The following is a 21,436-nucleotide window of genomic DNA, read 5'->3' as shown; positions in this document are numbered from 1 at the left end:
GCGCGGCCGAGGGGACCAGAATTTTCCGCGGAAAATTCGAGGCACAACCGGGGCGGGCGTTACGCGACGCACGCCGTGAGTGTCCCGTCTCTGACGACGTGGCCAGATCTCACTTGGTCTGGCCACCTTCGGGGAGAAGTCTCACGAACCTGGCCAGTGGATCAGAGCTGCTGCGTACGCTCGGTGGTGTCGGTGCTGGGCGGTGCCGGGGGTGGGCATGGCGGGTGCGATCGGAGCGGCTGTCTCTCTGTGCGGGGCGGATCCATTCGAGGTGGAGTACGTCGACGGCCTGGGCCGGGTGGTCCGGTCCGCGCTGAGTGCCTGCTGGGACGTGCGCTTCGAGGAGTGCCGGCCGTCACGGTCCTTCCCGGCGTATCGGGGGCAGAAGAACTTCACGGGCTGGTGGTGGACCGCGACCACGGGCACGGATGTGGGCTACGAGTCCTGGCTGGAGCGGTCGGTACTGATCGGGCTGGACTTCGACCCGGCCGTTGTCGGGATCTCATCCCAGCCGTTTTGGCTGCACTGGCACGATGGCCGGCGCCTTCGACGGCACCCTCCGGACTATTTCGTGCGCCGCGCCGACGGCTCGGCTGTGGTGGTGGACGTCCGCGCGGACGAGCGGATCCGGGAGAAGGATGCCGAGGCGTTCGCGGCCACGGCGGAGGCCTGCGGCCGGGTCGGCTGGGACTTTGCCCGGATCGGGTGCCCGGCGGCGGTGCGGGAGGCGAATCTGCGGTGGCTGGCCGGCTACCGGCATCCGCGGTGCATGCGGCCGGAGATCGCCGCGCGTCTTCGTGAGGTCTTCGCCGTCCCCGGGCCCCTGCGCGCCGGCGCCGAGGCCGTGGGGCCTCCGCTGGCGGTCTTGCCGGTGCTGTTCCACCTGCTTTGGCGGCAGCAGCTGGCGGTGGACGTGGACGCGGCCCTGCTGGGATCCGAGACCGTGGTGGGCCCGGCGGCCGGTGATATCCGGTGAGCGGGGCATGGCCGGCCGGGCTGCGGGTCGGTGATCAGGTGCGGTTCGAGGACCGGGTCCACAGCGTGGTCGGTCTGGAGGGCACGCTGGTGCGGCTGGCCGACGCCGACGGGGCGGTGATCGTGCTGCAGCTGCCGCACCTGCAGATGTCCGAGGGCTTCCGGATTCTGGGCCACGCGGAGCGGCTATCGCTGCCGCAGCCCAGCCGCCTGGCCGGGGCCACGGCGGAGGCGGTGCGCGCGGCGGAGTGGTGGGAAGAGCACCTGCACGAGGTGCTGACCGGGATGATCCCGTCGGCGGAGGCGGGCGCAAGGCCGCGGCACGAGTACGACCCGGCGGTGCACACCCTGGCGGCCCGGGAGCGGGCCAAGGCGGCCGAGCTGGCGGCCCTCGGCGTTCCGGGCTGCTCCGAGCGGACCCTGCGGCGCAAGCGCAAACGCTACGAAGAGCACGGGCTGGCGGGGCTGCTTGATCGACGCGGGGACGGCGGAGTGCCGCTGACGGCCCGCTGTGATCAGCGAGTGGTGGCCGCGCTGCGGCAGGCGCTCGCCGAAGCGGTGGACGAGTCGTCGAAGACGGTGGAGTTCTTCCGCTGGCGCACGCAGCGGATCCTGGCGGCGGAGCACGGGGAGGGGGTGGTGGCGATGCCGTCCCGCGCCACCTTCTACCGGTTGTTCGCGAAGGTCGACGCCGGCGGGCATGCCACCGGATCGGCTGCCACACGCCGCTCGCTGGCGAACCGGCCGGAGGATCCGTTCAGTGGGGTGACAGCGGACCGTCCCGGTGAGCTGGTGCAGATCGACTCGACGCCCTTCGACGTCGCAGTGCTGCTCGATGCGGGAGTGCCGGGACGGGTCGCGCTGACCGGCATGGTCGATCTCGCCACACGCACGGTGCTGGCAGCGGTGCTGCGGCCGACGACGAAGTCGGTGGATGCCTCGCTGCTGCTGGCCCGCGCGGTCACACCCGAGCCTATGCGGCCGGGCTGGTCGCAGGCGCTGTCGATGGCCCGGTCGGTGCTGCCGCACCGGCCGCTGACGGATATCGATCAACGGCTGGAGCACGCCGCGGCCCGACCCGTGATCGTTCCCGAGCTGATCGTCTGCGACCGGGGCGCGGTGTTCTTGTCACGGAACTTCCGCGCCTCATGCCGGACGCTGGGCATCAGCGTTCAACCGGCCCACCCCGGCACCCCGACCGACAAACCGCACATCGAGCGGACCTTGGAGTCGGTGTCGACGATGTTCTGCCAGTTCGTGGCCGGTCACCTGGGCCGCTCGGCAGAGATGCGCGGCAGCGACATCGAGGGCGGGCCGTTGTGGTCGCTGCTGCAGATGCAGGAGCTGCTGGATGAGTGGCTCGTCGCCAGGTGGCAAAACCACCGTCACGACGGGCTACGCGACCCGGCGGCGCCGGGACGGGCCTTCACCCCGAACGAGAAGTACGCCGCCCTGGTCGCCGCGGCCGGCTACGTCCCGGTCGCGCTCAGCGGCGACGACTACGTGGAACTGCTGCCGGCCTGCTGGCGGACCATCGGCGCCGGCGGCATCAAGGTCAACCACCGCCGCTATGACTGCGCCGAGCTGAACCCGCTGCGTCGGCAGGACTCCGGGGACCGGGTCCACCGCGGACTCTGGGAGATCCACCACGATCCCTACGACGTCTCCCGGATCTGGGTACGCCACCCACAGGACGGCTGGATCACCGTTCCCTGGCGGCATCTGTCCACCGTCCCGGGCCCGTTCGGCGAGCTGGCCTGGGACCATGCCCGCCGCGAGCTGCCAGACGGCAGCGAGCAGGAACGAGCGGCGGCGGTGGCCGCGCTGCTCGATCGCGCCCACCGCGGCCCGCCCGGCCCCGGCAGCAAACGGCGCGACCGCGTTGCGGCACGCACCCGGGCAGCGGCCCGCGAAGCCATCCCGGCGCCTGAGCCGGAGCACGATCACGACGCGGGTGAATCGGAGGCCGCACCGGAGCAGGAGAGCGCGGAGGTCATCCCGCTCGGGCTGTTCGACCCGCTGGAAGACCCTTGGAGGCGGCGATGAGTTCCGCGCTTCCGCTGCCCAGCGGCGCCGAGGCGCCCGAGCGTCAGCTGACCACCAAGGAGGGCTGGCGCGACTTCGTCGGCCAGGTCCCGAAGATTCCCGCCCGGCTGTCCCGCAGCGAGTGGCGGCAGCTGCCGGCCGCTGAGCGGGAGCGCTACGACGAGGACCGGCTCGATCACCACACCCGGATGCTCGTGATCGCCACCTCCGCCATCGAGCACACCATCATCGTCGGCAGCCGCCTGGTGCTGCTGAACCGGCATGCGATCAGCGCCCGCCGCGGGCTAATCGTCTCCGGGCTGGCGGGCACCGGCAAAACCACCGCGATCACTCAGCTCGGCCTGCGGCACGAGCTGACCGACCGCAAGCGCCACCCCGGCATCACCGACCGGATCCCGGTCGTCTACATCACCGTCCCGCCCGCGGCCACGGCCCGCATGGTCGCGGCGGAGTTCGCCCGCTTCCTCGGCCTGCCCGTCCGCACCCGCTCGAACATCACCGACCTCATCGAGGCCGTGGTCGGTGTTCTCACCGACACCCGCTGCGGCCTGGTACTCGTCGACGAGCTGCACAACATCTCCCTGACCACCCGGCAAGGCGCCGAGGTCTCCGACACCCTGAAGTACTTCTCCGAACGCATCCCGGTGACATTCGTCTACGCCGGCATCGATGTTGAGAAGGAAGGCATGTTCGCCGGCACCCGCGGCGGCCAGATCGCCGGCCGGTTCACCCTCATCCCCACCCACCCCTTCCCTTACGGGACCGAGTGGAAAGGACTGGTCGCGCAGCTGGAGGACACCCTCTGCCTCCTGGACCACCAGGCCGGGACATTGCGCCGTCTGGACCGCTACCTGCACACCCGCACCGGCGGCATGATCGGCGCTCTGTCGCACCAGATCCGGGGAGCCGCCATCGATGCCATCCTCACCGGCACCGAGAAACTCACCCGCGCCGGCCTGGACCGCGTCCCGCTGGACTACACCGCCCAGCAACACGACAAGCCCCTTTCGAAGAAGCGCCGCCGATGACCGCACCACCGCTGACCACACTGCTGCCGATCACCGTCCGGCCGCATCTGGGGGAGGGCACCGATTCCTTCATCCGCCGCCTGGCCCGCGCCAATCACCTGTCTCCCAGCGGCCTGCACAGCTATCTCGCCGGGCCGCCGGCCTGGTTCGGCAAACCCCGCCTGGAGCGGCTCGCAGCCGTCAGCGGCTATGCGCCGGACGTACTCACCCAGGCCCTGACCGACATCCTCATCCCTCGTCGCCGCACCAACCTGCACACCGCCGCCGCACCGCCCCCGGAGCACCTGCTCCGGCTGCGCCAGCGCATCCGCCGCGATGCCGAACAACACGGCCTTCCACTCCGCTGCCTGGCCGTCCGGCACGGCGTCGACCGTCGCACCGCCCGCCTCGCCCTGAACACCCCGCTGCCGCCCCGGCGAGAACGGCCCAAAGAAGCCCGACCACCCGTTCTCGACGCCCACGCCCCTCTGATCGGCGAATTGGCTGGAGACGGCATGACCACCCGCGCGATCTGGCAGCACCTGATGGACCACGCCTCCGTCTCGGTGTCGTACTCCACGCTCAACGTCTTCCTGCGCCAGCACCCCGGCGGCCGCCCGTGATCCCACACCGGCAGCTTCCCTGCACCGCGCGGCCGTTCCACGACGAGACCGTCAACTCCTACCTTGCTCGCCTGGCCGCCGCGAACCACCTGCGCATCGAGGAACTGCGCGAACACCTCGGCGTCCGGATGCTCAAGAAGACGCCGATGGGCAAGCTGCTCGAGCCGCTGTCCACGCTCAGCGGCTATCCCGTCCACAACCTCCGCCTGGCGATGCCGGAGTTCATCACCGAGCAGTACACCGACGAACCCGGCTGCATCGAACGACCCGCCACCAGCCGCCATCGAGCCCTCAAGCGGCCTGCCTGCCGCCGCTGCACCCGCGCGATGGGAATCACCGAGCCTGTCACCTGCTGGACCACCCACGACCGCAACGTCTGCCTGCGCCACCGGCTCTGGATCGGCGAAGGCTGCCACCGCATCGACGACCAAGCCGATCTACGCCGCCTGCCCCGCGTCTGCCGGGCCCAACGCCACCACCGCAACCTCCTCGTCCGGCACGGCCGGCGCTGGGTCCGCGAACGCTTCCACGAAGCCCGCAGCATCTACCTGCAATGGCACAAGGAACGCGAGTTCCAGCCACAACACGAAATCGTCCGCCGCATGCTCAACCTCGCTGCCGCCAACCGGCGCCCGATCCGCAAAGATCTCCTGCTACCGGTGATCTTCCATGCCGAGATCGTGGCCCTCACCGGACTGCTCGCCTCTCGCCACTGGGAACAGCGTCTCTACCTCGGCGAAGGCAGCCCCCAGCGCTACGTCGAGGAAATCACCCGCCGCGAAATCCTCGCCGGCTACCAACTCACCGAGGAGGACGACCCACTCTTCGACTGGATCAAGGGGCGCGTCATCCAGCACAAATTCTGCCGAGTCCATTGGAGAGCCTGGGGCGCCCTCGACCCCGACGAGACCACCCGCCCCACCCCACCAAACCGCCCCAGCCGGGACTTCCGAACCTCGCCCTGGCCGTTCTACTGACAGCAGCGGGAACCTCAAGGTGGATCGCGGGGTAATCCAGGGATGGCGCCACCAACGTCCAAGGCCCCGACAGAAGGGGACGACGCTCGACATGACCCACTACGCAGCTCGGCCAGCCTACTTACGACACCTGACACTTCGCCGGCCCGGAGTGCTCGCAGCAATCATCCTGAGCACCGTGACCTTGGCAAGCTGCACCAACGAACAGCCCGCCACGAAGACCACCCGCGAGTCCTCGTCCGCCAACAGAACGGGCACCGCTGACAGCTGCCGGCCCGCGATGCGCTCCGGGAAGCTTCCCGACTGGGCCAACGCCGGATTCACCCACGGCACCACAGACCACTTCATCCTCAGCGACCGCCGCCAGATCGTCGCGGTGGTCTTCGGCTACCCCCTGACCGAACGGTCAACATTCAAGGGGGGACGCCAGAACAAGGTCAGGTTCATCCCCCGCGAGGCAGCGGCCGAATCGGCAGGCGAACTGCGGATCACAGCCGTGCTCGCCGTGAACGGACGGACAGAGAAGCGCACAATCTCCCCCTGGCCCGGGGCGTCCATCATCGATCTGCCGGAAGCAGGTTGCTGGTCCCTCACGCTCCACTGGGGTCACCGCACCGACTCGCTCGACCTGCGCTACCGCCCCGAGTGAGACCCAGCCGCCCACCCACAGCACCACGGAAACCCTCTTGGCCACTTCGATGAGATTCTCCGCGGGGCTGCTGCCTGGCCACACCGAATGAGACGCGAGCCTGGACGTCGTCTCACATCACCTGTCCAACCCCAGGTCACAGCGCGATCGACGGACAGGTCCGCTGAGACAGGACAGTGAGGCGTTCCCGATGAACTGGCCTGCGGCTGAGGGCCGGGGGAGTGGCTCCGGGGCTGCTCACTGCTCTGGCCGTTGTGTGGTTGCGCGGGCCAGGCGCAGCAGCGGCCGGCAGTACACATCGCTTTCGACGCCGATGCCGAGATGCGTGAACAGCGGGTCGCCCTTCTGCAGCGCTGCCATGGCCCGGACCACGTCTTCCTTGTCCGGGTAGATGAACAGCACAACCGGGCCGCCCTGCTGATGGTGGCGGGCCATGTCGAGGAAGAAGTCGCGTTCACGGTCCTCGGTGGCGCCGAGGCGGACCCCGAGCTTGAAGTGCCGCGGCGTGCGGCCGTTGAGAACCAGCAGTACGTGAGAGAGGTCGGCGGCCACGCGCCAATGCACGTCGATGTTGACCCCGGTCCCCGGCATGTGATCCGTGTCTGAGGTGCTGTCGAACGCGGCGTTCGTGTATGCCTCGTCGAGCTCGGGCGCGGCGGTGCGGGGGACCGGTTGCAGCAGGATCATCTCGCCCGTGGGCGTGATGGAGAACAGCGGGAAGGCCGGCGCGTCGACGACGGGATAGTCCGGGCTCTGCATCGTTCATTCCCCCTCGAGGACCGCGTCGCGGCCCTCCTTGATGTACCGGCCTGGGTTGATCTTTACGTTCTTCTCCGCGCCCTTGGCGATCAGGTCCCGGTACCACTCCATCGACCGCACCCCCTCTTCCTTGCAGTAACCGGGGTTCGGGCCCAGCCGGAAGCCGCCCGGCAGCGGACTGCCGTCCTCCTTCCGCGGCACCACGGCCCGTGCAGTGGGATACGCGGACGGGTACACAACGCAGTCCGACATCACCGCGAGGGGCACCAACCCGGTTGCCTGCCAGGACTTCACCATCTTCCGGTGCGTGCCGACGCGGGCGTTGGACAGCACTGCGGCCCGGATGTCCGGCCGCCATGTCGGCCGCTTCAGTGCCGGCCACTCGGCGTGCTTGCCCTCCCGCCGGCCCCGAGGCCGCTCCCGCAGTTTGCCGATGCCGCCCTTCGCGGTCTGCTTGATCGCTTTCAGCACGGCGGCGAGCTCCGGATCGCTCTTGTCGATCGTCGCCATGGCGGCGAGGAACTCCTCCTCGCCCATGTCCGGCGTGACCTTCAGCTCCGCGAGGGTGTCCATGTAGGCGTCCCGCAGCCGCTTTTGCCACAGGTCGAGATAGCCGCCCGGCTTGACCGTCAGCGGGCCACCCGGCCCGGGAACCACCGCCTCCGGCCGGATCCATGCCTCGGTCGGCCGCACGTCGACGCCGAGCTCGCGCGCGTACGTCAGGGTCGGAGTCGCGTACCAGGCCGGTCCGGTGGGGGGCTCGCCGGTCGGGGTGAAGGGGGAGGGGAAGCCGTCCGGCATCGGCCGCCACTGTTTGGTGTGCAGATCTTTGATGAACAGCTCGGCGCCGGAGAGATCGACCAGCCACACCCCGGGCAGCTTCGGATCGAAGCTCGGCCCCTCGGTGTGCACCGGCTCGCCGAGCCCGACCGTGAGCCGGTTCGCCGCGGCGAGGAACGCGGTGTTGATGTCCAGACCCACCACGTACGGCAGCTCGCCCTCTGCCTGGCTCGGCGGCCGTGAGCAGTCGTACGCCTCCTCAAAGAGCACATGCGCGGGGTCCTGGGCCTGTTCCCGGGTGCGGCCTTCGGCGAGGGGATGCTCGTCCGGAGCTTCCGGCGGCGCCGGTGCCATCGGCTGGTACAGCGAGGTCTCGACCGGTACCCGTTTCCTGCGCTTGGTCCCGCGGTCGAAGACCAGTCTCGTCGGCGGGCGGACCGCCTCCATCAGCGCCACCGAGCAGCCGGCGGTGGAACCGCTCGGAGGGATCACGCGCTCGGCATACACGCCGAGCGCGTACGCCAGCGCCGGCGGATCGGCGGCGACCTCTTCGAAGCCGCCCCAGCGGTACATCTCTCCCAGGCCGCCCCACGGCACGACGCCGATGTGCACCTCGTCCCGGTCCCGGAACAGATGGGTCCAGGGAGCCAACCCCGCCCGTGAGGCCGACCAGCCGGCCGCCGCCAGGGCCTCGGCTGCCGGGTGCTCCTTCGCCAGCCGCAGGTTTCTGCGGTCCTCGAGCTCGACCGGCAGGCCGAGGCGTTCCGTCGCGGCCGCCGTGAGGATGAGCACCGGCCCGAAGTCCTCACCCAACTCACTGATCCTCTCGGCGCCGATCCTGGCGGCAAGCGCCCAGTCGGCGGCCGTCGCCAGGTCGACCACCTCGGCCGGCACCTTCATCCGCTCCACCGACGGCAGGTGGCCGACGAGCTCACCATCGACCGCATCGAGGACGATCAGGGGAGCGGTGTACTTCGTACGCGTCTCAGCCACAGTGATCACCTCGAGTGGTACAGGTCGATGTAGTCGATATCGGTGAACTCGACCTCGAGCCCCTGGGCGCGCGCGTCGAACTGCCGGAAGTACGCCTCGCCCAAGCCTTCGGCGACGAGCTCGCTCAGCCGCTCCCGGTCCCCGTCGCGCAGTGCGTCGAACATGTCCGGCAGCAGATGATCGGGCATCTCCTGCGTCAGCAGCCGCAGCCGCGGGTCGTCGGTACTGCCGGCGGCACTGGAGAACCCGAACGACGCTCGGGCCTCCACCGTCAGGCCCTTGTCCTGCATCCGCTTCAAGGCCTCGGCCCGCACCCGCGGCTGATGGTCCTTGAGGACTTCCTTCTCCAGTCGCTCCTGCGTCTCCTTCTTCGCATTCTCGATCTTGGCCTCGCCGCTTCGGTAGCGCTGCACCTGGCGCCGGGAGATCCCCAGCCGCTCGGCCGCCGCCTTCGTCGACCCCTTCACCGCAGCGATCAGTCGGTTGAACCGGGTCTGCGGCTTCACCGGGATGTTCTTGGTGTGCACCATGCCGCGGAAGGCATCAAAGACCTTGTCGTCATCACTGGCCATGACGGATACCTCCTCGCGGTCAGGCCGTACGGATCAACGGGGTGACGGACGCATCGGACGAGGCGCGTTGCGGTGCGATGCCGGCGTCCAGGCACACCGCGCCACCGCACAACACGTGCTCCCCGCCGGTGGGGGAGTCGGTCCAGGTGACCGAGCCGCACACCGAGCAGGCCACGCCGCGCCGCTCGAGCTGGGGGGTGTACAGGTCGCGCACCGGCACCAGATACCGCCGCGGCCTGACCTGTCCGGTGACCGGGTCCTCTTCGCGAAGCTTGGCCAACAGCTTGGCCATGTAGGCGTGCGGGCGCCGCACCTGCCGCTCTTTCGACGCATCGAGAGCCTGCAGCAGCGCCTCTTCCGGCCACCCGGCGTACAGCATCCACCGCATGGCGATCTCGATTCCGACCCGGTCCTCGTGGTCGACCCCGGCCTTCACATACCAGTCGATCTTGCCGACGAGGGCCGCGGCCCGTGCCGGGACCGTCGCCTTCTCCGCCTCGGTCAGCCGCCGCGCGTACAGCCCGCTCATCAACGTGAACCGGGATCGGCCGCGCCCTTGGAAACGGCCGGCGGTCTCAGCGGGAATCGATACGGGCGTGAACTTCGCGAGCTTCCACGCCACGATGTGGGGCCGGTGCCGCTCAATCGACCGGACCGACTCACCGGCCTCGGCGGCGAGCCACTCCGTGTCGTACACCCCGTCGAAGCCCTTGCCGGAAAGGGCGATCAGGCATTTGTGGCACGTCGGATCGGGGGCCACCACACTGGCCGCCCACTCCTGCGCTCCCGGAAGCATCGGCTGACCGACGGCGGCACCGGCCAGCGGGGCGCGGCGGGTGGCGTCGATCCGGCCGTGCTCGTACAGGTGCGTCAGGTGGACACGGGTGGCCCGTTCCTTCAGCTCGACGGCGGCGCCGATCTGTCGAGCGGTCAGCGATTGGTTGGGTTCCTGCTTCTGGTGTGCGTCCAGCGCCGCGAAGATTCTGCGGCACTTGTCGCAGTCGTCCGGGCTCATCACCCGATGCTGAGACACCTGGATTCGGCCTTTCCGGCCCTGTTGAGGGCCTAACCGGCCCACTGCCGTGTCCAGGGCAACCGTCCCTGGGTACACTCGACAGCAGACCTACCGCGAGGTCGGCGGACGCCTCACCGGCACGAACGGGAGTTACCAGCTCCCGGCCGGCGGAGGCGTTCCGTGTTTTCTGGGACATGACTAAACCGTCACCGGCTCCCGCGAGCTGCGCACCAGCGCGAGATGCCGCACCCGGGGGAGTGCTTGGACGGCCACCGTCGGGCCGTCCAGAAGGTCAGACGCCTTGATGCCGTAGTGCGCGGCGAGCTTGTCGAGGTCCTCGATGGACCATTTCCCGTGACCGGTCTGCTTCCGGCTGACCTGGCCCTGAGTGAGCCGCAGCCCGCGCGCCAGATCTGTTTGGGTCTCGGTGCACGCCTGCATCAAAGCGGCCACCGTGACACGAAGGGCCTGTTGGGAGCTCAGCCCGTCCAGATTGCCCGTGGTCATATCTCGCTTCCTCACTGCTCATGCGCAATGCGCATAGTCACAGACAGGGATACACGGCTACGCGCCGTGTGGATCACGCATACTCAACCACATTCAAAAGTCACTTACAAGCGCTTCTTGTAGACGGCTTACCAGCGTGTCATCATCAGCCCATGACGACGACCGACCTCGCCACCCTGCGCGAGAAAGCAGCGAAGGCAGCCGACCTGGCCGAGCAGGCCAAGGAAGCCCTCCTAGATGCCGCCGTCGCCGAAGCGATGAAGTCCGACGAGCACGGCCACCTCTCGGCCGTCGCCCGCGAGGCCGGCATCACCAGCCAGTACCTCCGCCTCCTCATCGAGGACTTGCACCCCGGCTGGCTCGAGCAGGCGGCCGCCAACCGCAAGGCCCGCAAGGAAGCCGACAAGGAGGCCGGCCGCAAGCCGCCGCCCCGCCGCCGCCGGACAGCCGCATGACCACCCCCGAGGCGCCAAACGCAGCGGCCAGCAGAGGCAGCCGAGAATTTTCCGCGGAAAATTCTCGGCCTGCCAACAGACTCACCCGCCCCGCGACTGTGCCCCATCACGACCGACCCCACGCGATCGGAGCGGCCCGGTGACCACCGCCGCCGAACACCCGGGCACTCCACCCACGCGCAGCCCGTACCGCATCGAGCCGGACGAAGGCCCTCAGACCATCGGCGAACTCAAAGCCGCCCTTGCCGCCATCGACCCCGCCGAACTCGCCGCCTTCACCGCCCGCCTCGACGCCGTCCGCACCACTGACGCCTCCAGCCTTGACGCCATCCGCGCCCTGATCACCGAGTACCGGCATGTATGGGTGCTGCGCACCCACCCCGACATCCAGGCAGCGATCAACGCCTCGGTCGACCCGTCGGCGCCGCGCTACACCCTCGAGCAGCTGCTCGGCGAGGACCCCACCGCGTGACCGACCAGGCGCCAGACCCGGTCACCTTCGCAGCCTCTGCCCGCACCGGCATCATTTGACGATGCCTTCATGGCGCGCGTGGCGGCCGCGTTGCGTGAGTCCCCGACCTGCACGAATTACGTCCTTCCGGCTGGCGTGGCACGCCGCCTTCCGATGCCTCCATGAATGCCTCCACGGGTGGAGGCATTCCGCGATATCATGGGTGCATGCCGAAGATCTCCGTGGAACTCACCGAGGAAGAGCTGGCCCGGGTGAACGAGCACGCCGAGCGCCTGGGCATGTCCACGCGCTCCTGGGCCAAGCAGCTGCTGGTCAGCGACGCCGACAAAGCGCGCTTCCTCACCGCTGCGCGCTCGGCGCTGCCCACTGCCCTTGAGGCCGTGAAGGATGCGCCGGCGGGCCTGCGGTGAGCCCGATCGTCTATGTCGATCCTGGCTGGCTGCTGACCATCCAGGAGGAGGCCGCGCCGCAGAACATCGGCATCGCCGACTGGGGTGCGCTGCACTGGACCGGCAGCGCGCACCGCTACGAGCAGATCGCCGGCGAGCCGTACTACGAGGACGCCGCAGCCCGGGCCGCGACCTTCCTGCACCACGCGCTGGTGCTCAAGCCGTTCGAGGACTACAACCTGGTCGTCGGCTATGCCGCCGCGGACGCCTACCTGCAACTGTCCGGCCACGCCGTCACCGCCAAGCCGGAGGAGCTGTGGTCCCTCGCTGGCGCGGTCCGTGCCGGCGAAGAAGACCTCCGCGGCGTCGCCCGCACGCTGCGCGCCTGGACCGGCTGACGTGACGGAGACGACCCCACCCGGACAGCTGCCCGCGGACCGCCAGCAGCAGATCCTGCACCGGCAGATCCTGCCCCGCGCGCTGGCCGGCGCCGTGCGGCAGGACCGTCCGGTGGTGGTGTTCGTTGCCGGGCAGCCGGGAGCGGGCAAATCCACGGCCGGAGGCTGGATCTGCAAGGCGCTGTCCGCCCGTGGCGGGGCCGTGCAGATCAGCCGCGACAAATACAGGCCCGACCATCCGGACTACCCGCAGCTGCTGCAGGCCGACGACCGGGAGGCCGGCGCCCGGGTGCGGCCGGTGGTCAGCCGCTGGCAGGACAACCTCGAAACCCAAGTGCGGGCCCGCGGCGTCGATGCGGTGGTGGAGACCACCCTCGCGGACCTGGAAGCCTTCCGTACGGCGGCGCCGGCCTGGCGGGCAGCGGGCTACCGGATCGAGCTGGTGGTCGTCGCGGTGCCCGATGCGGTCAGCCAACTGGCTGTGCTGCACCGCTACCTCGCCCAGGTCACCACCGAAGGCACCGGCCGGTTCGTGGGCTGGCAGAACCACGACGCGGCGTCGACGGCCCTCGAAGACGCGGTGCGTGTCGTCGAGTCCGAGCAGCTCGCCGACCGGATCGCGGTCGTACGCCGCGACCTTCAGCCGCTCTTCACCAACGAACTGGCCGCTGGCCACTGGCGACACCCCGTCGGCGCCGGCACGGCGGTGGCCGCCGAGCGCAAGCGCCCCTGGACGGCCACGGAGACCCGCCGATTTCGCGGCCAGCAGGCCACGGTGGAGCGGCAGTTGGCCCGGGCGCCGCAGCCGGAGGAACGGGAGGTCGCGGTGCGGCCGGCGCTGGAGCGGGCCAGCGCGTTCGCGGAGCCGGTCAAGCGGCAGGCGCGGATCAAGCCGGGCCGGCCCGGGGTGCGCTTCCTCGGTCTGTCGGCCGCCGAGCACAAGGACACCTTCGACAACGCGATCGTGCCCGGCATGCTGGAGCCGATCACCCCGACCGAGCGGCCCAGGGTGGTGTACGTACTGGGGCAGCCGGGCGCCGGCAAGGCCGACGTCGCGGGCCTGGTGCGCCGCTCGCTTGATCTGCAGGGCGTGACGCACCTGGTGGGGGAGCACTTCAAGTCGCTGCACCCGGACTACCTGGAGCTCCTCAAGGACGATCCGCGCAGCGCCGGCGCTGCCATCCGGGACGACTACCGGGCCTGGATGACCCAGAGCGAGGCGTACGTGCGAGCCCGCCGCGGCAACGTCACGATCGAGATCGCCCCAGGCGACGCCGGCGAGTTCTGGGCATCCGCTCTGCCATTTCACCAGGCGGGTTACCGCGTCGAGGTGGTGGCGCTGGCGGTCCGGGAGGCGGACAGCCGGCAGGCAACGGCACACCGCTACGCCTTGGCCGTGGGCATGGGGTTGCCCGGCCGGTTCACGTCCCAGGCCGGGCACGACACCTGCTTTCAAGCGGTGCCGGACGTCATCGCCGCGGTCGCAGCGCACCCTTCGGTGGCAGCGGTGACGATAATTAACCGGGAGGGGCAGGCGCTGTGGCGGCACGAAGGCGCCGCCGCCGGACCCGGCGCCGGACCCGGCGCGGGAGCCGGGCGGCTGGTGTGGTCGCTGCTCGCGGAGCGAATGCGCCCCTACACCGACGGCGAGGCCGAGCGGTTTCTTGCCCTGCAGCGGCGGCTGCGCCAAGAGCTGCCCCAGTACCGCGACGAGCTCGACGACATTGCGGCATTGGCCCGGCCGCTGATGCCCACCTGGTTGCTGCCGCCGCGCCTGCCCCAGCCGGGACCGGCCACCTGGTTGCCGCTGCCGGCCAGCGACTACTCACCCTCGACTAGTTCGGTGTGCAGGGCCGCGTAGCGGGCGCTGATCGTCCGCAGCGTCTGGGGGGTGGCACCGGGGAGAGTGCGCAGATCCTGCAGCGCCGCCGCACGCTGCTCGCCGAGCTGCTGGATCCGGACGGAGTCTTGCGGCTCGGTGCGCCGTTCGGCAACGAGGGCGCGCTGCAGGAGAACGAGGACCGTGTTGATCTGGACGGAGACCGCGTCCGCGGACGGCGCCGGCCCGTCATGGCCGGCGGGGGGGATATCGGACATGGAGCGTCACCCTACCCGCGGAAATGATCAACGGGCGGTTGGTGTCTGCCCACACCAGGCACCGTAGCGCCGGCAGGACTGGTGGGGGAGGGGTCGTCCGCCCGCATGCGGGGGATCTAGGGTTTGGGCGCAGGGCGAGCTGGAGGGGGAGGTGCGGTGGCCGGACGGGATCTACGCTCGCTGTTCTCCTCCAACGACCGCGCCCTGGCCTCGGCGGAGGCCTTCACCAACCGCCAGGCCCAGTGGGCCGCCTTCCTCGACGCCCTCGCCCGGCACCAGGCGCAGCAGCAAGAGCCCGGCTTCGACGTCCAGGACGTCGAAGCACCCCGCCACAACGTGCTCGTCTTCCACGGCGTCGGCGGCATCGGCAAGACCACGCTGTCGGCGAAGATCGAAGCCTCACTGCGCAACACACAGGCGCGGCCGTCGCAGTGGCCGGCGCCGCCGGTCCAGCTGCTGCCGATCCGCATCGACCTGGCCCGCGCCGCCGGCACCGACTTCGAACAACTCGTGCTCACCCTCCGCCTGGCGCTCACCGACACCGGCCGGCCGATGCCGGCCTTCGATGTGTTCCTGCGCCGCTGGTGGGAGGCCCACCACCCGGGCGAACCGCTGGAAGAGTACCTGCGCCGCGGCGGCCTAGCGGCCCGTTTCGCCGGCGCCATACGGCTGCCCGAACAACTGCAGTCCACGCTCGCCGACGTCGCCGGCGCGCTGTCGCTGCCCGGCACCGTCGGCGCCGCCGGCGCCCAGCTGATCGGCTCCCTGGTCACCGCACTGCGCCAACGCAACGAACGCGTCACCGCCCTGGCCGGCTGCCACCGCCTCGCCGACCTCCTCGAGGCCGACCTCGACCTCGACACCCTTTCCTACGCCACCCACCTGCTCGCCTGGGATATCACCCAACTCCCCGCCACCAAGCGGCCGGTGCCGGTGGTGCTGCTGGACACCTTCGAAGAGGTCGGCGACCGCACCCACCGCGAGCTCGAGCGGCTGATCCAGCACGTCGTCTACCTGATGCCCAACACGATGTTCGTCATCACTGGCCGCGACCGGCTGCAGTGGGCCGATGCCGCCCTGTCCGGGCAGCTGGACTTCACCGGCCCCACCGCCTGGCCCGACCTCGCCGCCGGCCCCGACACCCACCCCCGCGGCCAAGTCCTCATCGGCGACTTCTCACCCCAGGACTGCGACGCCTACCTCGCCCACCGCCTCACCAGCGGCAACCAGCCGCTCATCGGCGCCGACATCCGCAACACCATCACCCGTCGCTCGCACGGGCTTCCGCTGCACCTCGAGCTGTCGATCAGCCGGTTCCTGGAGATCCGCCGCAGTGGCCGCACCCCGGTACCGGAAGACTTCGACCATCCCTTCCCGGCGCTGATCGTCCGCACCGTACGCGACCTCACCCCCGATGAACGCCACGTGCTGCGCTCCGTCTCCCTGCTGGACGCCTTCTCCATCCCGCTGGCCACCCGCGTCGCCGGCCTGGACCGCGACGCGGCCGCGCTCCGCCTGGCCGAGCGACCCTTCATCACCGAAGATCCCGCCGCCCCGTGGCCGTACCACCTGCACCAGCTGATCCGCGCCGCGATCCGCGACAGCACCGCCGACACCGGCGACGACCGGTGGTCGAGCAACGACTGGCGCCGCGCCGCCGAGCGAGCCCACACCGCCCTGGGCGAGGAATGGACCGAAGGCCCGCGCCGCGACCGTACGGTCCTCATCGCCTGCCTGCGCCAGGGCCTGGCGCTCGCCGCCGAGTACGGCCTGGCGCTCGGCTGGCTGATCGAGGCCGCGTTCGCGTACGTCGGCGACTCGGTGTGGGAGCCGCTTACCCCATCCATGGCCGAATCCACGGACCGCCCGGACACCGCGGCCGCGGCGCTGCTCGAGCTGCTCACCACCCTGCGGCAGCGCCAGCACGAACACCGGGAACGCACCGTCGCCCGCCTCGCCGAGCTCATCGCCACCGAGCTGCTGCCCCGGCAGCTCGCCGACATGGCCACGTACTACCGGGCCAAGGCCGAACGGGACATCGGCCGCGCCGACGACTCCCGCCGCCACATGGAAGCTGTCCTGGCCGGCGGGGGCCGCCAGGCTCCCGCCGCCCGCCGCGGCCTGGTTCATCTCGCCCGGCTGCGCGGTGACTTCCCCGCCGCCTTCGCCGCCGCCCAGGAGCTCGGCTGGGAAGGCCGCCAGCAGCGCGTCCTTGGCGACCTGTATTGGCCGCACGGCCGCGTCCACGAGGCCGCCGACGCCTACCGGGCCGGCCGCCGCGAAGCCGAGCAGCACGGCAAGGCCGGGGAGACGGCCACCTGCCAGGCGCTGTGCGCCTTCGCCCTGGCCTTCACCGATCCCGAGCGCGCCGACGACGAACTTGACCTCGCCGAGGAACTCCTGGCCGGCGTCGACCTCCGCGCCTCCAGCCTGAATGCCCAGATGGCCGCCCTGGTCCGCGACGCAGGCACCACCTCCGGCTGGCACGAGCGGTTCCGCAGCGTCGAAGCGGCCATCGACATTGCCGGCCTGGCCTCCGCTGCCCCCACACTGCAGCTGGTGGCCTGCTTCCATGCCGCCGTCCTGCAAGACGACGCCGCCATGCAGGCGACGATCGGCCGCCTGCGGGAGCTGACCGCGAACGGCGACTCCGCCCACCTCGTCGACGTCGCCCACATGATGGCCGCCCATCCCGCATCCGATAACTCCTCCACCCGCTGGCTGGACGAGCCGGAACAGGTCCGCCGCCGCTGGCGGGACCTGATCACCACACGGCAGCAGCGAAGAGCCGGCCCCGCAGGAACAGCAGAGGGCACCTAGACGATGACACCGTGCGCGTCGTCTTTCTCCGGCCCCTGACCGGACCCCGCGGTCGCATCAGACCGACCCGCCAGCGTCGGCGACCGAGTCCCCCAGGGTCCTCCGGTAGCGGACGCCTTCTTTGGCGGCGGCCTGCAATCTCCATTGCCGCTCAGAGATCTTCACAGCGTTCTCGATCAGGGCATTGAGGAAGTCCTGCTCGATCTCGTGATGCCAGAAGGTCTCCGTGGCGCCGCCGTACGGCATGTGAATGTCATCCACCGCCTCCATGCCGCACTTCCGCATGAAGCTCAGCACCGACCGTTCGGCTCGACGAGCGACTGCAGTGCTCGGCACCTGCCAATACCTCAGCAAGGAGAAGCCTTGGCGCCGGTGCTCGCTGATTCGCCGGCTCTCCTGGACCGGCCCTCTCACGCGCGTGATGCCTATCTTGCGGACCCGGAGACCATCGACCTGTAGACGGCCGCCCACGACGTAGACGTAGTCGGTGCGGGGAGCGAAGAGGTCCTCGAACCAATCGCGGAAGGGATCCTCGAACCAATCGCTGGAGGGGGCGTCGAAGAGGTCCGCCAAGGAGTCGTTCACCGTCAGCCTTTCGGGGAGCGCGCGCTGTGCAACGATCATGAAATCAAGATCATGTCGTGCGGCACTGACATCCCAGCCGCAGAGCGGACCCGAAAGCGGGGCGGGGGCCAGGCCCCCGCCCCGGGCGCCGGCGCCAGGCCCCCCCGCTAGCCGATGAGATGGTGCAGCCCCGGTACGGCGACGAGGAAGAGGCCCCCGCCGGCTATCGCGGCATCAGCCGTCGAATGGTCCTGGGCGTAGGCGAGGCCGGCCGCGATTGCGCCGATGACGGCCGCACCCAGCAGGACGGTGAAGGCGTGAAGGCTCAGCAGCGGCCGGGCCCCAGGCGGCGGCTCCGGGGCGGGCGACTGCGGGTGAGGGGTGGTCGGCTCGGCGGACATGGGCGGTGGTCCCTTCGGTCGTAGTTCAACGAATAGCCCCCGAGGCGCCGTCGGGGGCAGGTCTGCACTCTGGAGGACGGGAGCCTTAGCGGCGCAACCCTCGCGAAAATCTGCGGAAGCACCTGATCAGAAGGCCCGCACCGCGATTTCGCGAAGCCTTGCGACCGACGCCGGGAACAGCTAAGGGCGGTGGCGAAGAGCAGTGGCGGCTCCCAGGCCGCCGAGGAACTCCGGTGCGCTGCGCTGAAGATGATCACCCGCGCGCCCGGGCCGCGGCGGCACGGGCGGTGTGGCGGTCACCCAGCCGCTTCAGCTTCCGCCGCACCCGCTCGTGGTAGCCGTATGCCGGTGCGATGCCCAGGTTCGCGGCCGCCCGCCACCAGCTGCAGCCCTTGCGGGCCCACTCGATGGCGACGTGCGCCTCGGGCAGGGACAACTGGCGCAGCACGGCCGCGATCCGCGGGTCGTCGAACGCGTCGACTTCCGCCTGCACCTCAGCCTCAACCTCTGCCTTTCGCTCCGGCCGCTCCAGGTGCAGGAGCCGGTAGAGCTTTAGCGGGTCTTCGATGGGGGCACCGGGCGGCGGGCTGGACGGGATCGGTCTCGATAGCGACATGGGTTCCCTAGCAGTCGTCGGATCAGGGTCGCCCGGGAAAGTCGCAACGGGACAGCGGCCAACGGCAAAGAATCTTCGGCAATCACATGTGATGCTGGCCACCTCGGATGGATGCGATATCCGAGCACGCGAACGGGCCTGACGGTGTACCGCTCGGAAGCTGGCCGGAGCCGACGGCCGCGAGTACGGGACACCCGGTGAGGAGACGTAGAAGCCTGACACCAAGCGCGTCGCGACATAAACGACACGGAGACGAAGGTGACTGCGAGGGCCCCAGAGCGGGGCCCTCGCAGTTCGTACCACGGTTCTCGCGCTGACCGGCCCGGTCAGCGGTGCTGGGCCCACCAGATGAGGCCGGTGACGACGCCGGCCCCGATCGCCCGTTTTCGGTCCGTCAACCTGCTTAGGTAACTTTCCGGGCCGACTCGCCGCCGCCTCGGCCCTCTGATCCGAAACACACGACGCCGCGCCTCGCTGCTCTTCGGACACTCCGCAGCTCGGCCGCCGGTGACGAACCCTCCCAGCCCGCAGGGCCCGTGCTTGTCAGTGCTCCCGAGCAGACTCGTACTGGAGGGAGGAGACGTGATCACACTTAGCGAGGCGAAGACCGTGTTCACGGAGGCGACCCGAACCAGCAGCGTGTGGGCCGTCTTCCACCCGGAGCCCTGGGGGAGAGACCGGATCATCGTGGGAGACACCGCCATACCCGTCACCTACGACCGCGGCGCGTACCGGGTGGAGGAGGAAGCGCTGAACGCCGCGGCCGTCCGCCTCGCCACCGTGACTGTGGACTGGGACGACTTGGTACCCGTCCGCGAACGCCGCGGCGATCCCGCATGGGGATGGCGCCGACAGCTGGCCAGAAGGGTCTGCGACGACGGCCGCGAAAGCCCAGAGGCCGACGAAGCCGCCCGCTCCGCCATCATCGGGTGCACCTCTCCGGGATTCATGCTCCGCCCGCGCGCCCGAAGCACGGCCTGGGGCCTTCCCCGCGCCTACGCTGCCCTACTCGATCGCTGGCAGGAACAAGAAGCCAACGCCCGCACCGCCGAACGCGTCTGCATCGGATGCGGACACACAGGCCCGGAATCCTGGCAAGAGTTCACGCTCTGGCGCCGCCACGGCCACCGGCCCCGCGAGTCCGACCGCGCACTGTGCCCCGACTGCTTCACAGCCCAATACCTGCCGTACACCGGGCAGCGGACCGGCGAAACCTACAGCCCCAAGGCCCGCCGCCAGCCATCCCCGAAGGCGTACCGCTGCACCCGCTGCGCCGTACGCCCGGCGCTGGTGTGGGACCACTGCCACGACCACATGATGATCCGGGGGCCGCTGTGCGGAACATGCAACGGCGCCGCCGCAGAACGCCGCAGCGCCCGCACCGCCGACGGCCTGCGCTACCTGATGACCTGTCCCAGTTGCCGGGCGACGGGCATGCTGCCCCCGCGGACCCTGGTGGACCTGGCGCAGGACGCGGCAACGAACGAGGGCTGCCCGTACGGCAAGAGCCACCCGCCGAGCTGGAGAAGCGGCGGAGGAAGCACCGTAAAACAGCTCCACGAAGAACTGACCCGCACGGGCGCGGTAACCGTCACCTCCATGTGCGGCGATGGCCCTCAATGGAACACGGTCTACCGCCGCGCGCAGCTGGAAGCCATCGCCCGCGAACGCTTCGTATCCCTGCTCGGGATGCCCCTGGAATCCCGCATCTAGATCAGGCGTTCTATCTCCGGAGGTAACGGGTGGGCGGCGTTGTAGGCCTCGGCTTCAGCAATCGCCTCGGCGGACTCGTCGTATTCCGTGCAGAGGCACCAGGACGAGCTGTTGCCCCAAGGGCAGTCGCCGGCGCATGGGTGAGGCGGCTCTGGATTGTGAGTAGCGGCCTGGTGCCCGCACCAGCACCGCCCTTCCTCCGGCTTCACCGCTCGCTGCTGCAGCCATAGGTAGTACGGGCGCTCGGGATCGTACTTAGGCCAGTCGGGGACCGCAGGAGGGATCGCGCGGCTCTCCTCAAGCGCTGCCGTCACCACGGCAACGGCCGACTCCACCACCTTGATCGAAGTGTCGCCCAAGGGGCGGAGATCGAACCATTCGCCGTGCGCTCGATGATTCGCGAAGTGCTGGTGCAGCGCTAACTCAAGATCACGACCGCCTGGACAAGTCCAAAGGAGCGTCAGGGGAGTTGGAGACCCTGTCTGGAACGCGCATAGCCGGGCGCTGGGATCGGCGGCTGTCCCGATCTTGACTAGCGGTGTTGCAGCACTGCCGATCACGTAGATGTACCGCTGCTCGGCGTCAGCCATGTGCCGTCACCTTCCTCG

22 protein-coding genes and 1 pseudogene are annotated in these 21,436 nt (G+C 69.9%); 13 read left to right on the top strand and 10 right to left on the bottom strand.

The window, feature by feature from the left end:
• Nucleotides 1–271 precede the first annotated feature (271 nt).
• The 6 genes from G5C51_RS04555 (at nucleotide 272) to G5C51_RS04530 (ending at nucleotide 6,277) form a co-directional block, all read left to right on the top strand.
• Nucleotides 272–976, top strand: coding sequence for a TnsA-like heteromeric transposase endonuclease subunit (locus tag G5C51_RS04555; protein WP_338118011.1), 705 nt, complete (start codon nucleotides 272–274; stop codon nucleotides 974–976).
• Complete coding sequence (locus tag G5C51_RS04550; protein WP_338118010.1) at nucleotides 973–3,021, top strand: helix-turn-helix domain-containing protein; 2,049 nt, start codon at nucleotides 973–975, stop codon at nucleotides 3,019–3,021. The genes G5C51_RS04555 and G5C51_RS04550 overlap by 4 nt, the downstream gene beginning before the upstream one ends.
• Complete coding sequence (locus G5C51_RS04545) at nucleotides 3,018–4,049, top strand: TniB family NTP-binding protein (RefSeq protein WP_165232025.1); 1,032 nt, start codon at nucleotides 3,018–3,020, stop codon at nucleotides 4,047–4,049. The genes G5C51_RS04550 and G5C51_RS04545 overlap by 4 nt, the downstream gene beginning before the upstream one ends.
• On the top strand, nucleotides 4,046–4,651 hold the full coding sequence (locus tag G5C51_RS04540; protein WP_165232022.1) for a hypothetical protein: 606 nt from the start codon (nucleotides 4,046–4,048) through the stop codon (nucleotides 4,649–4,651). Before G5C51_RS04545 ends, G5C51_RS04540 begins: the two co-directional genes overlap by 4 nt.
• On the top strand, nucleotides 4,648–5,628 hold the full coding sequence (locus tag G5C51_RS04535; RefSeq protein ID WP_165232019.1) for a TniQ family protein: 981 nt from the start codon (nucleotides 4,648–4,650) through the stop codon (nucleotides 5,626–5,628). Before G5C51_RS04540 ends, G5C51_RS04535 begins: the two co-directional genes overlap by 4 nt.
• Nucleotides 5,629–5,806: 178 nt before the next feature.
• Complete coding sequence (locus G5C51_RS04530) at nucleotides 5,807–6,277, top strand: hypothetical protein (protein WP_165232016.1); 471 nt, start codon at nucleotides 5,807–5,809, stop codon at nucleotides 6,275–6,277.
• Nucleotides 6,278–6,514: 237 nt separating this feature from the next.
• Here the strand turns inward: G5C51_RS04530 and G5C51_RS04525 are convergent, their stop codons facing one another.
• The 5 genes and pseudogenes from G5C51_RS04525 to G5C51_RS04505 all read right to left on the bottom strand — a co-directional run bounded on the left by G5C51_RS04525 (nucleotide 6,515) and on the right by G5C51_RS04505 (nucleotide 10,903).
• On the bottom strand, nucleotides 6,515–7,036 hold the full coding sequence (locus tag G5C51_RS04525; protein ID WP_165232013.1) for a hypothetical protein: 522 nt from the start codon (nucleotides 7,034–7,036) through the stop codon (nucleotides 6,515–6,517).
• A 3-nt stretch (nucleotides 7,037–7,039) separates the two neighbouring features.
• Nucleotides 7,040–8,863 (bottom strand): annotated as a pseudogene (gene tap / locus G5C51_RS04520) (telomere-associated protein Tap); the annotation flags it as partial.
• Complete coding sequence (gene tpg / locus G5C51_RS04515) at nucleotides 8,815–9,339, bottom strand: telomere-protecting terminal protein Tpg (RefSeq protein ID WP_420824782.1); 525 nt, start codon at nucleotides 9,337–9,339, stop codon at nucleotides 8,815–8,817. The gene tpg and the pseudogene tap, both read right to left, overlap by 49 nt.
• Before the next feature lie 61 nt (nucleotides 9,340–9,400).
• Nucleotides 9,401–10,396, bottom strand: a complete 996-nt coding sequence (locus tag G5C51_RS04510; RefSeq protein ID WP_165232004.1) for a hypothetical protein — start codon at nucleotides 10,394–10,396, stop codon at nucleotides 9,401–9,403.
• Between the two features lie 198 nt (nucleotides 10,397–10,594).
• Nucleotides 10,595–10,903: a helix-turn-helix domain-containing protein gene (locus G5C51_RS04505; RefSeq protein ID WP_165232001.1), complete on the bottom strand. Its 309-nt coding sequence runs from the start codon at nucleotides 10,901–10,903 to the stop codon at nucleotides 10,595–10,597.
• A 152-nt stretch (nucleotides 10,904–11,055) separates the two neighbouring features.
• Between G5C51_RS04505 and G5C51_RS04500 the strand changes: the two genes are divergently transcribed.
• The 5 genes from G5C51_RS04500 to G5C51_RS04480 all read left to right on the top strand — a co-directional run bounded on the left by G5C51_RS04500 (nucleotide 11,056) and on the right by G5C51_RS04480 (nucleotide 14,478).
• Nucleotides 11,056–11,358 carry a hypothetical protein gene (locus G5C51_RS04500; RefSeq protein WP_165231998.1) on the top strand — a complete coding sequence of 101 codons (303 nt, stop codon included), beginning with the start codon at nucleotides 11,056–11,058 and terminating at the stop codon, nucleotides 11,356–11,358.
• Between the two features lie 139 nt (nucleotides 11,359–11,497).
• The gene (locus G5C51_RS04495; protein ID WP_165231995.1) at nucleotides 11,498–11,830 is read left to right on the top strand and encodes a hypothetical protein; all 333 of its coding nucleotides are present in this window, start codon (nucleotides 11,498–11,500) and stop codon (nucleotides 11,828–11,830) included.
• A 206-nt stretch (nucleotides 11,831–12,036) separates the two neighbouring features.
• On the top strand, nucleotides 12,037–12,240 hold the full coding sequence (locus G5C51_RS04490) for a ribbon-helix-helix protein, CopG family (protein WP_165231992.1): 204 nt from the start codon (nucleotides 12,037–12,039) through the stop codon (nucleotides 12,238–12,240).
• Complete coding sequence (locus G5C51_RS04485) at nucleotides 12,237–12,617, top strand: hypothetical protein (RefSeq protein WP_165231989.1); 381 nt, start codon at nucleotides 12,237–12,239, stop codon at nucleotides 12,615–12,617. Before G5C51_RS04490 ends, G5C51_RS04485 begins: the two co-directional genes overlap by 4 nt.
• Before the next feature lies 1 nt (nucleotide 12,618).
• Nucleotides 12,619–14,478 carry a zeta toxin family protein gene (locus tag G5C51_RS04480; RefSeq protein WP_165231986.1) on the top strand — a complete coding sequence of 620 codons (1,860 nt, stop codon included), beginning with the start codon at nucleotides 12,619–12,621 and terminating at the stop codon, nucleotides 14,476–14,478.
• On the opposite strand, the gene G5C51_RS04475 is transcribed toward G5C51_RS04480, so the two are convergent.
• Nucleotides 14,439–14,714: a hypothetical protein gene (locus G5C51_RS04475; RefSeq protein ID WP_165231983.1), complete on the bottom strand. Its 276-nt coding sequence runs from the start codon at nucleotides 14,712–14,714 to the stop codon at nucleotides 14,439–14,441. The genes G5C51_RS04480 and G5C51_RS04475 overlap by 40 nt on opposite strands.
• A gap of 156 nt (nucleotides 14,715–14,870) precedes the next feature.
• Here G5C51_RS04475 and G5C51_RS04470 point away from each other — a divergent pair, with 156 nt between their 5' ends.
• Nucleotides 14,871–17,534: an ATP/GTP-binding protein gene (locus G5C51_RS04470; RefSeq protein ID WP_165231980.1), complete on the top strand. Its 2,664-nt coding sequence runs from the start codon at nucleotides 14,871–14,873 to the stop codon at nucleotides 17,532–17,534.
• 57 nt (nucleotides 17,535–17,591) lie between these two features.
• Here G5C51_RS04470 and G5C51_RS04465 read toward each other — a convergent pair whose 3' ends face one another.
• From G5C51_RS04465 to G5C51_RS04455, 3 genes are all read right to left on the bottom strand, one after another.
• Complete coding sequence (locus G5C51_RS04465; protein WP_165231977.1) at nucleotides 17,592–18,158, bottom strand: hypothetical protein; 567 nt, start codon at nucleotides 18,156–18,158, stop codon at nucleotides 17,592–17,594.
• A gap of 107 nt (nucleotides 18,159–18,265) precedes the next feature.
• Nucleotides 18,266–18,499: a hypothetical protein gene (locus G5C51_RS04460; protein WP_165231974.1), complete on the bottom strand. Its 234-nt coding sequence runs from the start codon at nucleotides 18,497–18,499 to the stop codon at nucleotides 18,266–18,268.
• A 253-nt stretch (nucleotides 18,500–18,752) separates the two neighbouring features.
• Nucleotides 18,753–18,992 (bottom strand): hypothetical protein, encoded by a 240-nt coding sequence (locus G5C51_RS04455; RefSeq protein WP_165231971.1) that lies wholly within the window; start codon nucleotides 18,990–18,992, stop codon nucleotides 18,753–18,755.
• A gap of 705 nt (nucleotides 18,993–19,697) precedes the next feature.
• Between G5C51_RS04455 and G5C51_RS04450 the strand changes: the two genes are divergently transcribed.
• Nucleotides 19,698–20,828 (top strand): endonuclease domain-containing protein, encoded by a 1,131-nt coding sequence (locus G5C51_RS04450; RefSeq protein ID WP_165231968.1) that lies wholly within the window; start codon nucleotides 19,698–19,700, stop codon nucleotides 20,826–20,828.
• On the opposite strand, the gene G5C51_RS04445 is transcribed toward G5C51_RS04450, so the two are convergent.
• Entirely contained in the window at nucleotides 20,825–21,418 is a 594-nt protein-coding gene (locus G5C51_RS04445) for a GIY-YIG nuclease family protein (protein WP_165231965.1), read from the bottom strand. The genes G5C51_RS04450 and G5C51_RS04445 overlap by 4 nt on opposite strands.
• Nucleotides 21,419–21,436 lie beyond the last annotated feature (18 nt).

Source organism: Streptomyces coryli (genome assembly GCF_011044975.1).
Taxonomy (GTDB): Bacteria; Actinomycetota; Actinomycetes; order Streptomycetales; family Streptomycetaceae; genus Streptomyces; species Streptomyces coryli.
This window is presented reverse-complemented; position numbering and strand designations above follow the sequence as displayed.

What these genes read in the sequence shown, in the direction of transcription:
- G5C51_RS04465 (WP_165231977.1), bottom strand. Translation starts at nt 18,158, where the DNA reads ATGATCGTTGCACAGCGCGCGCTCCCCGAAAGGCTGACGGTGAACGAC.
- G5C51_RS04460 (WP_165231974.1), bottom strand. Translation starts at nt 18,499, where the DNA reads ATGTCCGCCGAGCCGACCACCCCTCACCCGCAGTCGCCCGCCCCGGAG.
- G5C51_RS04490 (WP_165231992.1), top strand. Translation starts at nt 12,037, where the DNA reads ATGCCGAAGATCTCCGTGGAACTCACCGAGGAAGAGCTGGCCCGGGTG.
- G5C51_RS04500 (WP_165231998.1), top strand. Translation starts at nt 11,056, where the DNA reads ATGACGACGACCGACCTCGCCACCCTGCGCGAGAAAGCAGCGAAGGCA.
- G5C51_RS04475 (WP_165231983.1), bottom strand. Translation starts at nt 14,714, where the DNA reads ATGTCCGATATCCCCCCCGCCGGCCATGACGGGCCGGCGCCGTCCGCG.
- G5C51_RS04510 (WP_165232004.1), bottom strand. Translation starts at nt 10,396, where the DNA reads ATGAGCCCGGACGACTGCGACAAGTGCCGCAGAATCTTCGCGGCGCTG.
- G5C51_RS04525 (WP_165232013.1), bottom strand. Translation starts at nt 7,036, where the DNA reads ATGCAGAGCCCGGACTATCCCGTCGTCGACGCGCCGGCCTTCCCGCTG.
- G5C51_RS04505 (WP_165232001.1), bottom strand. Translation starts at nt 10,903, where the DNA reads ATGACCACGGGCAATCTGGACGGGCTGAGCTCCCAACAGGCCCTTCGT.
- tpg (WP_420824782.1), bottom strand. Translation starts at nt 9,339, where the DNA reads ATGGTGCACACCAAGAACATCCCGGTGAAGCCGCAGACCCGGTTCAAC.
- G5C51_RS04540 (WP_165232022.1), top strand. Translation starts at nt 4,046, where the DNA reads ATGACCGCACCACCGCTGACCACACTGCTGCCGATCACCGTCCGGCCG.
- G5C51_RS04545 (WP_165232025.1), top strand. Translation starts at nt 3,018, where the DNA reads ATGAGTTCCGCGCTTCCGCTGCCCAGCGGCGCCGAGGCGCCCGAGCGT.
- G5C51_RS04445 (WP_165231965.1), bottom strand. Translation starts at nt 21,418, where the DNA reads ATGGCTGACGCCGAGCAGCGGTACATCTACGTGATCGGCAGTGCTGCA.